10 protein-coding genes are annotated in these 12,184 nt (G+C 44.9%); 6 read left to right on the plus strand and 4 right to left on the minus strand.

From position 1 onward, the window contains the following. Nucleotides 1-115 precede the first annotated feature (115 nt). The gene (locus OCT63_RS03145) at nucleotides 116-1,777 is read left to right on the plus strand and encodes a methyl-accepting chemotaxis protein (RefSeq protein ID WP_269983176.1); all 1,662 of its coding nucleotides are present in this window, start codon (nucleotides 116-118) and stop codon (nucleotides 1,775-1,777) included. Nucleotides 1,778-1,952: 175 nt separating this feature from the next. Here the strand turns inward: OCT63_RS03145 and OCT63_RS03150 are convergent, their stop codons facing one another. Further along, complete coding sequence (locus OCT63_RS03150) at nucleotides 1,953-2,822, minus strand: LysR family transcriptional regulator (RefSeq protein WP_269983177.1); 870 nt, start codon at nucleotides 2,820-2,822, stop codon at nucleotides 1,953-1,955. Between the two features lie 401 nt (nucleotides 2,823-3,223). Here OCT63_RS03150 and OCT63_RS03155 point away from each other — a divergent pair, with 401 nt between their 5' ends. Beyond that, nucleotides 3,224-3,649 (plus strand): DUF3010 family protein, encoded by a 426-nt coding sequence (locus tag OCT63_RS03155; protein WP_017054855.1) that lies wholly within the window; start codon nucleotides 3,224-3,226, stop codon nucleotides 3,647-3,649. A gap of 67 nt (nucleotides 3,650-3,716) precedes the next feature. Here OCT63_RS03155 and OCT63_RS03160 read toward each other — a convergent pair whose 3' ends face one another. Next, complete coding sequence (locus tag OCT63_RS03160; RefSeq protein WP_017054856.1) at nucleotides 3,717-4,613, minus strand: DMT family transporter; 897 nt, start codon at nucleotides 4,611-4,613, stop codon at nucleotides 3,717-3,719. Nucleotides 4,614-4,734: 121 nt separating this feature from the next. On the opposite strand from OCT63_RS03160, the gene OCT63_RS03165 reads away from it, so the two are divergent. Next, entirely contained in the window at nucleotides 4,735-6,162 is a 1,428-nt protein-coding gene (locus tag OCT63_RS03165; protein WP_060468964.1) for an aminotransferase-like domain-containing protein, read from the plus strand. Between the two features lie 73 nt (nucleotides 6,163-6,235). Here the strand turns inward: OCT63_RS03165 and OCT63_RS03170 are convergent, their stop codons facing one another. Beyond that, nucleotides 6,236-8,215, minus strand: coding sequence for a methyl-accepting chemotaxis protein (locus OCT63_RS03170; RefSeq protein WP_161685140.1), 1,980 nt, complete (start codon nucleotides 8,213-8,215; stop codon nucleotides 6,236-6,238). Between the two features lie 432 nt (nucleotides 8,216-8,647). On the opposite strand from OCT63_RS03170, the gene OCT63_RS03175 reads away from it, so the two are divergent. Together OCT63_RS03175 and OCT63_RS03180 are read left to right on the plus strand one after the other, a co-directional pair. Next, nucleotides 8,648-8,821 carry a hypothetical protein gene (locus tag OCT63_RS03175; RefSeq protein ID WP_202603105.1) on the plus strand — a complete coding sequence of 58 codons (174 nt, stop codon included), beginning with the start codon at nucleotides 8,648-8,650 and terminating at the stop codon, nucleotides 8,819-8,821. A 147-nt stretch (nucleotides 8,822-8,968) separates the two neighbouring features. Further along, nucleotides 8,969-9,553, plus strand: coding sequence for a TetR/AcrR family transcriptional regulator (locus OCT63_RS03180; protein WP_161685142.1), 585 nt, complete (start codon nucleotides 8,969-8,971; stop codon nucleotides 9,551-9,553). Between the two features lie 119 nt (nucleotides 9,554-9,672). On the opposite strand, the gene OCT63_RS03185 is transcribed toward OCT63_RS03180, so the two are convergent. Then, nucleotides 9,673-11,538, minus strand: a complete 1,866-nt coding sequence (locus tag OCT63_RS03185; RefSeq protein WP_161685144.1) for a fructose-specific PTS transporter subunit EIIC — start codon at nucleotides 11,536-11,538, stop codon at nucleotides 9,673-9,675. Between the two features lie 338 nt (nucleotides 11,539-11,876). On the opposite strand from OCT63_RS03185, the gene OCT63_RS03190 reads away from it, so the two are divergent. After that, nucleotides 11,877-12,179 (plus strand): PTS fructose transporter subunit IIB, encoded by a 303-nt coding sequence (locus tag OCT63_RS03190; RefSeq protein WP_055319098.1) that lies wholly within the window; start codon nucleotides 11,877-11,879, stop codon nucleotides 12,177-12,179. Nucleotides 12,180-12,184 lie beyond the last annotated feature (5 nt).

Genomic DNA, 12,184 nt, shown 5'->3' on the forward strand with positions numbered 1-12,184 from the left:
TTTACAAAACAAATGCTATTTCGGGTAGCAATTAAACAACAAGTTCATTTACATTTTTAATTCACATTAATAATCTGTTGAAAACTGCATTGGACAATCGCACAGGAACCGTGACATGACCCTAACCATCAAAAATCGCCTCTATATTCTCTCCTTCATACCTTTGCTGCTGATGGCGGTCGGTATGATGAGCGTGACTTATATGAAGAGCACCGAGCTAACCGCACAGCAAGTAGAATCGACGCGTAGCAATATGATGGCGATGAAAGAAAAGGAACTCAAAGCATATCTACAAATGGCCTACTCTTCGATCAGTCCATTCTTAGATAGAGGTGCAACGCTAGAAGAAGCCTTACCAACATTGAGAACCTTAGAATATGGCGAGTCTGGCTATATTTTTGGTTATGACTCGAAAGGTGTCCGAGTCGTGGTTGGACAAAGTGAAGATGGGATTGGTAACAACTACTACGATCTGCAAGATAAGCAAGGTAATTACTTAATCCGCGACCTCATCAAGAACGCTAAATTAGGTGAGTTCACGACTTACTATTTCCCTAAACCAGGTCAATCTGTCGCGTTACCCAAATTGAGCTACTCAGTATTTGTTCCACAGTGGGATTTGATGTTGGGTACTGGCTTCTACACTGATGACATCGACGCTGTTATTGCCGAGATGAAAGAAAGTTCCAATGCCGCGCTACAAAGTTCATTAACTGCTATCGCAATGTTCTGTGGTTTAATTGCCCTTGTTGTCGCCGTATTCGCTGTTGCTGTGAATAGAACGATCATGCAACCCCTAGAGCAGTTTGATCGTTCGATTAGCGCGTTTGCGAGTGGTGAAGCCGATTTAACCGCTCGAATGGAAGCGTTCAAAGCACCGGAATTCACTAGGCTTAGCGAAAACTTCAATGCCTTCGTTGCCAGTCTACAAACCATCATTCGCAGCGTAAGTGATGTGGGTCAGCAGGTCGTATCAGAGACCACCAGCATGTCTTCTCGCGCCGCTCAGGTCGATGAGATTGCTACTGGCCAACGTGAAGAAACAGAACAAGTCGCAACAGCAATGACCGAGATGACCACGACCGCACAAGAGATCTCTGGTAATGCAAGTCAGGCTGCGGATTCTGCAAAACAAGCGGAAAATAACGCCAAAGAAGCTCAGCAGATTGTCAATGCTGCTGCAAACTCGGTAGCTGGCCTCGCGAGCGAAGTATCAGAAGCGAACACAGTGGTATCTCGTTTAGAAGGCGATGTACAGAATATCTCATCTTCGTTGGCGGTTATCCAAGACATCGCTGAGCAAACCAACCTACTTGCATTAAATGCCGCGATTGAAGCTGCTCGTGCTGGTGAGCAAGGGCGTGGGTTTGCCGTAGTTGCCGATGAGGTTCGTAAACTTGCAAGCCGAACTCAGGAAAGTACAGGCGATATCCACAAAATGATCCAACAACTAAAAGCCGCTTCAGATGCTGCTGTAAAAGCGATGGATTCGAGCCAAAATCGCAGTGCTCAAACGGTGGAAGAAGCAAATGCTGCAGCTGCAGCTCTGGCGAAAATTCAAGCGTCGATAGATACCATCATGGACATGAATTCGCTTATTGCAACGGCGACAGAACAACAGAACATTGTTGGCCAAGAAATCTCTCAACGTATTGTTGTGATTTCAGATCAAAGCTCACAGTCGGCATCATTGGCAAACCAAAACCGTACCGGTAGCCAAAACCTCAACAATCGAGCAAATGAGCTGTACCACTTGGTAGATCGATTCACCGTCTAATTTAAGACTGTACACAGTACTTTGATGTTTAAAGATGTCTCGCATTAACTAAATATTGGGCTTCAGAATCTCTATTCTGAAGCCCAATTTTGGTTTAATGATGTATTAATACAAAGAAGCCATTCAAATAGAGCCAATATTCTGTACTTAATCAAAGACAGCTTGGTTCATACCATTAATCCAATTGCTCGGAAAGAAACTCCACTAACAAGCGAACCTTTGAAGACAAATTGCGATTCTGCGGATAAAGCGCCCAAATCCCCTCTTTATCGTCTCGGTAATCAGACAGCACTTCAACCAACTCTCCCGACTCTAGATCTTCGCTTACGTAATATTCAGGTAATTGAACCAAGCCAATGCTCTGCTTCGCTGCATCCAGCAATGCGAGACCGCTGTTGCACTTAATGCGCCCATTGACACGAACAGAGCGAGGGCGACCGTTTTCTTTGAAACGCCAATGTTCAAAACCACCCACCAAACATTGATGATTGGTCAACTCCGAGAGCGTATGCGGCTCTCCAGAGTGTTCAATATATTTGGGGCTAGCACAAACATAAAGTTGTCGCTGTGAGAGCTTCTTTGCTACCAGGCTAGAGTCCTCTAAGCGACCTAAGCGAATCGCCACATCAACACCTGAGTCGATAAGATCAAGCTTTTGGTTGGTTAACATCAGATCTAATTCTACCTGTGGGTAGAGCTTTAAGAATTGGTGAAGAAGCGGGGCAAGTTGACGCTCTCCATAGGTCACAGGAGCGGTGACCTTCAGCAGACCTTTTGGTGTAGATTGCATCTGTGTAACCGCAAGTTCTGCAATTTCTAAACCTTCAACCAACAACTTACATTGTTGATAGTAGAGCAGGCCAGCTTCTGTCAAAGAGACTTTGCGCGTGGTTCGGTTTAATAATTTAACCGCGAGACGTTCTTCAAGGTTCGCGACTCTACGACTTATTTGAGCCACTGACGTAGCAAGCTTCTGCGCCGCACTGGTAAAACTTTCACGTTCTGCCACTGCAACAAACTCACTTACCCCTTCCCAATTGGCCATACCTATATTTACCCTATACTGAACGATGGTTACCCAGACAGTGTATTGAAGTTACAAATCAGTGTCACCATGCTCGATAAGTTATGTGCATAGAGAGACCGACTACAACCATTCAAAATCACCCCCCCTAAACGCCTCATCCTCATAGAGATCACCGTCAGCTCAATGCTGTATCCGAAGACCCATTGCACGTTCAGCACCATGACTTGCGAAAGCCACTTCCAAAACCTTAGCACTCATGGCGTCCCTGTATCGACTGTCGAATGTTTAAGCAAGGGGCAACTTGGAAAAGATAAAACTAAAAGAAATATTGTACTTATTTACCACAGGTATGCTCAAATACTGGAGAAGTCATGGAAATAGAACCATAATGTACGGCTCAAAAGTAAATAGGTATAAACATGAAAATTTGTGGTGTTGAAATCAAAGGTAACGACGCAGTCATCTGTCTTCTTTCTCTGTCAGATGGTGTATTTAATATCCCTGATTGCCGAGTTTCTAAGGTTGCGATTAGCGACGCAAACGACACACAGAATATGAAAGACTTTCAATTCTCTTTTGCAAAGTTAATGGAAGATTACCAAGTAGATAAAGTTGTGATTCGTCAACGCCAAACAAAAGGTAAATTTGCTGGCGGTGGTTTTGGCTTCAAACTAGAAGCCGCAATTCAGTTGATCGATGGACTAGACGTCACTGTTGTGTCACCAACTGACATCAAAGAAAGCCTTAAGCGTAACCCTCTTATGATGAAGTTCAAAGAAACTGGCCTTAAGCAATACCAAGAAGCTCCATTTACAACAGCTTATGCGTGCTTGATGAAGCGCTAATTCTTAGTCGCTAACAAACAACTCACCAGAAAGAGCCTGAGTACGATTCAGGCTCTTTTTATTGCTATCAGTCTAAAGCAGCTCGTCTTCGCGGTTTCATTAAAACTGGCTTCTTCACTACCAAATATACCGCTGTAGCTGACAAGGCAAACCCCATTGCACCATAGGTGTCAAACGACTCGCCAAAAATAAGCCAAGCTTGAATTGCCGTCGTTGGCGGAACTAAATAAAACACCGATGCCACGCTTGAGGATGCACCATGCTCAACCATATACAACAGCAACAGAATTGCTACGCACGATAGAACAATGACGAGCCAAGCAAGCGTTAGAGTAAACTCCAGAGTCCAGTTCACTTGCATGGTTTCGTAACGCATCGCGAAAGGAAGAAACAAGGCCGCGGCAGCTAAGTATTGCACCATCGCCCCTCCTACCATATCAGTCCCCTGACAAAAGCGCTTCTGGTATAAAGTACCGCAGGTAATACCAACCAGTGAGACTAAGCACAATAACGTCGCGATGCTTTTCTGATCATCCGATTGCCATTCAATATTCCCCATCAACACTAAACTAATACCAGCAAAACCAAGCGATAAGCCAAGCCATTGAGCGGCGTTAAAACGCTGTGACGTACAGCTGACCATGATCAGTGCCGTGAGAATAGGTTGTAAGCCAACAAGTAACGAACTGAGCCCCGCAGGCATGCCAAAATTTATAGCAAAGTACGTTCCACCAAGGTAGAAACCATGAATCAGAATGCCCACCACGCAGGCGTGAAAAAATGCTCGACCACGAGGAATACGACGCTTAAGAAACGCTATCAAAACTAAAAACAGCGCGACATTAGCGACCATCCTAAGTGAAAGTAACGTCGCAGGCTCGGCGTATTCAACACCAAGACGTGCGCCAACAAAGCCCGACGACCACAATATTACAAACACAAAAGGAATCATTTTAATCAGCATTACAAACCTCTGGCCAACTCTTCATTAATGCTGTTACCTTAGTTGGGTACAGATAAGTAATAAAGATACAGATATAATACTTTTAATGGTTACAGATTAAAAACAAACGAGAGGTGAATGTGTGGACGTAGAACTCAGCAGCAACAAGTATCTAGCGACCGAGCAGCACATTAAAACTCAGATCGAGAAAGGCTTGTTTCACCCCGATGACCGATTACCTTCTATTCGCCAACTCAGTGAACAACTTGGTGTGAGTAAAAATACCGTGATTCGAGCCTATCAAGAACTCGAAGCGACAGGCTGGGTTTATTCTGTTCCCAAATCAGGTTATCGCGTCAAAGCACCTAATACCACTAACTGGGATACGCCAAGCCAACCTCAAAAAGTCGATCTATTGTCAGTCACAAAATCTGTACTCTCTCCCCCGAAAGGTCGTTTAAAACTGCTGGCTGGCTCTGCCCATCCCAACATCAACAACCCCGCCATTCGTAGCTTATATGCCGAAATAGGTCGACACAGCCGTTTACAAACCCAATTACCGGGTTATTACCAGTTACCGCCCGGTGACGAACAATTAGTAAGGCAATTATTAAAGATCACCCATGATCTAGGCGTACCTGCGGGATCGAAAGAGATTGCGATTACTCATGGCGCGCAACAAGCGATCAGCCTGGCTTTACGGGCATTAACCAAGCCGGGTGACATCGTAGCGGTAGAATCACCGTGTTACTTCGGCAACTTGCTGCTACTTGAATCACTCGGTTTGCAGGCTCTAGAAATACCAAGCAGTGTTAGCCACGGAATAGACATCCCATCGCTACAAAGTGCACTTGATAAATGGCAAGTAAAAACGCTGCTTCTCACACCGAACTTTACCAATCCAACAGGTTCGCGAATGCCGTTAGCTAACCGTGAGTTATTATTGGAGGTCACTGGCTCTTTACCGCTCATCGAGGACGATGTGTTTGGTAGTCTGGCGTTTGATAGACCAATCGCCAGCCTCAAAGAGCTTGATAACCAAGATCGGGTTATCTACGTGAACTCACTATCTAAAACCTTAGACTCGCGCTTGCGAATTGGCTGGCTACTGTCGGGGCGTTACCAGCCTTTGGTCGAAAAATATCAGCTTTGCGACAACATGGGCAGCTCAAATTTGATGCAATCCGCGGTAGGGCAATTTCTCACCACAGGCAAATATCGCAGTCACCTATCCAAAATGAAACGGCTCTACCAAACCAATCAAAAGCAGTTTCAAAGCTTGTTGATACAAGCACTGGATAACTACCCACACCTTAAAGGACGCTATCATTTATCGAAGCCAGAGGGATCTTTTCTAAACTGGATAACACTACCTGAATCGGTCGATAGCTACGCGGTCTATCAAGATTGTTTAAAACATAAGTTAGGCATTTTACCCGGAACAGTATTTGGGACGAATGACCAATACAGGAACTGTTTGCGATTCACTGTTGCCAATATTGAAGAGAGTAAAGAGTGGAAGGAAGGGATAGTTACCTTAGCGAAGCTTATCGCTAAACACGTACACTAATTCTAGCGCCTAACGAAGATATGCCCGCTGTAAGTGAGTCATATCTTCGTATCAAGCTCTTAACTCTTAACTCTTAACTCTTAAAAGTATTCGAGAGCTGTTTCAGTGAGGCTGCTAGTTCTGCTTGCTCTTTGGCTGTCGCAGCAATTTGCGTTGCACCTGTCGTAGATTCTGTCGACTTCTGCTCTACCGCCATCACGTTCTGAGCAATATCTTGAGTCACGACGGCTTGCTCTTCGGTTGCGGTTGCAATCTGTTCTGTCATGCTAAATATCTCGCTCACTGCAATTGAAATATCTTGCAGAGTTTTCTCTACTCCTCGTGAGTCCTCTACGGCTCTTGACGACATCTCCTTACTGTTATCAATCACGTTAAACGCGGTTTGCACGTCTGATTGTAGTGAACCAATGAAGCCTTCAATTTCCAAGGTAGACTCTTGAGTGCGCTGCGCCAATGTACGAACTTCATCCGCTACGACGGCGAAACCACGACCTTGCTCACCAGCACGTGCCGCTTCAATCGCCGCGTTTAGCGCGAGTAAGTTGGTTTGGTCAGCAACCGATTTGATCACGTCAATCACGCTGTTAATATTATTGCTACTGTCGTGTAGGTGGGTAATTTTTTCAGCCAGATCGTTAATCTCAGACGCTAGGTTTTCAATCGATTGGTAAGAGTGCTGAACCGTGCTTAAGCCTTCTTGTGACTGTTTATTAGCCAACTTAGCTGAACTTGCTGTTTGTTGTGTTTTAGCCGCGACTTCGTTCACCGTTGCTGAAAGTTCTTCTGTCGCGGTTGCAATTAAGCCAATTTGGTCTTGTTGATCAACTAAGGTGTTGGAGTTGTATTGGCAAGTTTGCGCCGTCTCTTCTGCAGCAGAAGCGAGTGTCAGACTAGATTGAGACAGGTTGTCGATAACTTCAGAGAACTTCTCTAGAGTTGTATTAAGCGATAACGAGATCTGACCTAATTCACTTTTACCTTCGTAAGTCGCACGTACCGTTAGGTCATTCTCATCACGTACTTTTGAAAGCACTCTCGTTAAGTCTTTCACTCGAGTCGTCAGATCAGTAATTGCTTTAACGCTAACAAAGGTCGAGAACAAGGTAATCACGACAAAAATAGCAATACTGGTAATCATTGCCGATCGAGCACTGGAAGCTTTTTGTTCCGTAAGCGTGATCAATGATTCTGCTAAATGGTTTTCTGTCTTCTTCAGCTGAATAATACGTGCTGTTGATTGTGCAAACCAGTACACAGGGTCGACATCAAAACCACTCATTTTAGATTCCGCTAAATCGCGAAGCTTTTCTACTTCGGCCACCGAGCGGTCATTTAACTGTTGCTCAAAAAATCGGACGCTGTCTGGGTTACTCAACACTTTGAAGTTCGAGAAGTAGGTATTTTGCTCTGTCACCAAAGAGATGAATTTAACCAGCATACCGGGACCAAACTCATTTTTTGAGAAGGTATTATTTAGCACCGCTCGTTCAATACCAGCGCGCTCTTTACCCTGCAGGAAGTTGTAGTAAGCGATGGTTTCTTTAGTGATAGTGGCATCAGAACTGAGCTCTGCAATTAAGGCAGAAACACTAAGTAACTTGGCATTGAGTTTGGTGTAGTAACCTAAAGCTTCAGAAAGTGGAATAGATTGAGTATCGACTCGATTACGAATAGAAGTAATTTGATTTAAGCTTTGGCTTATTTCTGCGTTCAGACGAGCGATTTGCGGTAGGTCGATCCCTGCAGATTGCCAGTATTCTGTTTTCAGATTACGTCTATTATCAGCACTGGCTCTTTGGGCTCGTAGTTCACTGACAAACTTGGTGCCCTGTGAGCCGATAAATCCAGCCGTCATTCCACGCTCTTTCTGTAACTCATGCACCAATTCGCTGTACACGACTGACAAACGCGTAAGTTGGTTTAATGATGTCATTTCACTGGTGGTTTCTACGCCTTTTGAAATCGCAGAAACACTCAGCCATAGAAAACCTAAAATCGGTAAAATAAGCAAAGCGATGATTTTTTGCTTAAAAGACATATCGGTTAAATTCATTATTATCTCCCTAGCAGCTAACAAATCTTTCTCAACCATCTAACTCGACACACTTCTAATCAGATGCGCCTCAATTGTGGCTGTATAATTATTCAACTTGATCAATGTGCATCAATTTCTGTGCCACACAGATCGGTCTGCGATGAAGGTAACATTTAACCTTACAAAATACATTGGTTTATCGATAAAACTGTTAGCTAAATGACCTAACGATACGAAAAACACCCAGACCAATATTTAATTGACGTAAGCGACTGAAAATTGACACATTTTACACTACCCATAAGGGGTAAGGATGCACCAATTATGAGCTTAAAGTTCGCTAACTATTCAGCACCAACGAACTATTCAGCGTTAATTAGGTATGTATAATAACGAGCTTATTAAATAGAGGCTCGCCGTTACATACGATAACAACTGAGAGAGATTTTTATGGATTGCCCCACTTGCGAAGAACATATCGGTTGGGAATGGGTAGAAGAAGCCGCCATCGAACCCAATGAAGAATTCGATTGCCCGGAGTGCAAAGCAACACTGATGTATACCATCGATGAAAGTACCTATTATGGCGCGCAGCATAAGACCGTAGAAGTTATTGATGATTAATATAATTTTCTAATGACTAACACGTTTCTCTCACTCTTGATGTTCTGGGTCTTCGCGTAGTAGCCAGAGTCACCAAACATCCCTTTACTAGAACGAACGTTCAGCATAAAATATTGAACGTATGCTCAGATTAATGAAGTAGATGTTATGGCCAAGACCGCGAAGTTCGATAGACAAGACGTAGTAGATAAAGCAACAAACCTGTATTGGGAAAAGGGCTTTCACGCGACATCTATGCGCAACCTGCAAGACGTGATTGATATGCGTCCGGGTAGCATCTACGCGACATTTGGCAGTAAAGAAGGTCTGTTTAAAGAGGCGCTTGCTCGCTATACCGAACTTGGCATCCTCAACCTGAACCGCTTTCGCAGCGAAACCAACTCTCCAATCAAAGCGCTCGAAAGCTTCGTCAAACGTGCTGTGGTCGAATCAAAACAGAGCGCACCAAACGGCATGTGTATGCTGGCAAAAACGGTCGCAGAACTGACTGATGAGCACGCTGAGTTATTAGAAGAAGCCAAGAAGTCACTGAAGATCATGGAAGGTGAATTCGCTAAGCTGATTGCCGAAGCGCAAGAACTGGGTGAGCTCAGCAAAGAGCGTGAACCGACTCAACTTGCTCGACATGTTCAGGTCCAAATAGCCGGTTTGCGTACCTATGCGAAAACCTGTGACGACATCGATTTGCTCAATTCTATGGTTGAAGACATATTTAAGTATCATCCTTTCTAAAAGCTGATCTTATTTAGAAACCATACAAAAAGACTCCACTGTTAGCCAAAGGCTAGAGCGGAGTCTTTTTAGTTTGAGTCTAGTTAACTTTATAGATGATTAACTCTACAGCTTAAGGGTTATACCTTTCTCATGATCAGCGCCTGCGCATTAAGCATCGCCTCTTTGGTGCTGACATCTAACGTTTTTACATTCGCAAAGCGCTCAACTTCTTTAATCGCCACATCGTGCGCAAAGATCACCAACCTCGCCTTTTCAATGTCTTTTGGTGTGATGCGATTACCAATCCCGTTAGCACCTTGTGTTTCGACTTTAATCCGAACCCCAAGGTGATGCGCCGCCTTTTCTAAAGACTTAGCAGCTAGGAAAGTGTGGGCAACCCCTGAAGGACAAGAAGTGATCGCGAGTACATCCGCTTGCCCTTCTTCGGTCACCGAACCACCAGCAAACTGGTTGGCACTCGCTTCACCTTCAACCACATTCTTTTTCAGCAGTATCACGATCAAAGCCGTGGTGAGCGCCCCCGCGAGTGTGCCAATGATGTAGCCAATCTTGCCATCAACCACAGGCAGAACAATCCAACCGCCCCATGGTGCATGGTTTACCACATGGAACATAAAGCCGACTACGTTCCCGACAATACCACCAGCTACAACTGCAGGTAGAACGCGTGCAGGGTCGGCAGCTGCAAATGGAATCGCACCCTCACTGATGCCGATCATTCCCATGATCCCCGCGGCTTTTCCTGCTTCGCGTTCATCGCGCTTAAACTTCTTCGGCGATATAAAAGTTGCCAGAGCCATACCCAGAGGCGGCGTACAAATCGCAATGCCAACGCCACCCATCAACCAAGGCTGGGTATTCACCTGCGTTTGAGCAAACAGTGTAGCGACCTTGTTGATCGGGCCGCCCATATCAAAAGCCGTCATCGCGCCAAGAATACTGCCAAGCACCATTTTCCCTGAGCCTGCCATGCCCGTGAGCATTTGGTTCATTTCAAGCATTACTTGGGCTATCGGAGAGCCAATCACCCACATCACCGCACCACAAGTAACGAAGGTACCGACGAGTGGATAGATGAAGATAGAACTCAACGAGATCATGCTGTCTGGCAGTTTGATCTTCTTAAGTAGATTCACCACAAAACCCGCAAAGAAGCCGACCACAATTGCACCGAGAAAACCGGTGTTGTATTGATTCACCGCAACCCAAGAACCAATCATACCGGGCGCTAAACCCGGTTTGTCGGCCATGGAGTACGCAATGTAACCACCGAGTACCGCAGTAAACAGGGTTAAGCCTGCGATGCCCATCTGCGCGATGTCCGCCAGAACGCCATTCTCTGGCACTGCACCGTGGCCCGACATCATCACCGACAAAGACAACAGCACACCGCCCGCGACCACGAATGGGATCATGTGCGAAGTGCCATACAACAAGTGTTCTTTAAGGCGATTGAGAGATTGTGCCCAAGGGCTGAGCGGCTCGACATACACTTCATGATGGCTAGAAGCATAGCTGTCGAACGAATCTGAATTGGCTTCTAGAAACAGCTCTTGAGCTTCCTTAACCGACTCGACTGCCTTTAATTTTGTAACAAAGCCATCTTCGATCAATTTGGTCGAGATCTGAGCCAGTACCTCGATATGATGGTCGTCGTTGTTGTCTGGTGAAGCGAGCATAAAGAACACATCGGAGAGTTCACCGCCATCAGCACCATAATCAATACCCGTTCGACTAATGCCTACCGCCACAGCAGGTTTAGCAACGGCAGTACTTTTCGCATGTGGAATCGCAATACCATCATCAAAGCCTGTATTACCAATGGCCTCACGCTTCCAGATATCATCAAGGAATTCACTTTTATTGGAGAGCTTGCCTGCACGATCGAGTAACTCGACAAGCTCTTCAAATACCGCCTGTTTGGAGTCTGCTTGTAGTTCTAAGCAGATAATCTCGGGCTCGATAATGTTAGTGATATCCATATGCTGCTCTGCCTCGCCTGAATTCAGACTGAAGTAATTAGTGTCTGTTAACCTAGGGATAAGGTTAATAAGATGAAAAGATTAACGGTGTAAAGGCACTCAATATATAGGACGAAAGGTGCATTAACTGGATTATTGTAACCAAGAACTCAGAGTGTGACTTTCACCTTGGAATAAAAAACGGCAATCCATAAAATCCACAGAACCCATAAACATATCGCCCCTCCTCTATGCGAGCTTTCCATACTGGATTTCCCACGCAAGATAGCTTTTGCAAGGTAGCTTGTGAACGGTAGCTTATGTAACGTAACAGGGACGAGATTAAGCCGAGAATAATAATGAGAATTGTAGCGGTAACTGCGTGCCCTACAGGCATTGCCCACACCTATATGGCTGCTGATGCTTTAAATAAAACTGCCCCTAAATTCAACGTTTCAATCAAGGTTGAAACACAAGGCGCTATGGGTATTGAAAACTTACTGACTGCACAGGACATTACCCTCGCAGACAAGGTATTGATCGTCTCTGACATCGACATTGAACAGCCAAACCGCTTCGACCCAGCTAAAACCTTATTCATACCCATGGAAGAGGTACTGTTGAGTGTCGATAAAGTCTTTATTAAGCATTGTCGAACCTAGACCTT

This window comes from Vibrio sp. RW, assembly GCF_027587105.1.
In the GTDB taxonomy this organism is placed as follows: Bacteria; Pseudomonadota; Gammaproteobacteria; order Enterobacterales; family Vibrionaceae; genus Vibrio; species Vibrio toranzoniae.

Coding starts and splice junctions, on each gene's coding strand:
- OCT63_RS03145 (WP_269983176.1), top strand. CDS start 116: ATGACCCTAACCATCAAAAATCGCCTCTATATTCTCTCCTTCATACCT.
- OCT63_RS03150 (WP_269983177.1), bottom strand. CDS start 2,822: ATGGCCAATTGGGAAGGGGTAAGTGAGTTTGTTGCAGTGGCAGAACGT.
- OCT63_RS03155 (WP_017054855.1), top strand. CDS start 3,224: ATGAAAATTTGTGGTGTTGAAATCAAAGGTAACGACGCAGTCATCTGT.
- OCT63_RS03160 (WP_017054856.1), bottom strand. CDS start 4,613: ATGCTGATTAAAATGATTCCTTTTGTGTTTGTAATATTGTGGTCGTCG.
- OCT63_RS03170 (WP_161685140.1), bottom strand. CDS start 8,215: ATGAATTTAACCGATATGTCTTTTAAGCAAAAAATCATCGCTTTGCTT.
- OCT63_RS03175 (WP_202603105.1), top strand. CDS start 8,648: ATGGATTGCCCCACTTGCGAAGAACATATCGGTTGGGAATGGGTAGAA.
- OCT63_RS03180 (WP_161685142.1), top strand. CDS start 8,969: ATGGCCAAGACCGCGAAGTTCGATAGACAAGACGTAGTAGATAAAGCA.
- OCT63_RS03185 (WP_161685144.1), bottom strand. CDS start 11,538: ATGGATATCACTAACATTATCGAGCCCGAGATTATCTGCTTAGAACTA.
- OCT63_RS03190 (WP_055319098.1), top strand. CDS start 11,877: ATGAGAATTGTAGCGGTAACTGCGTGCCCTACAGGCATTGCCCACACC.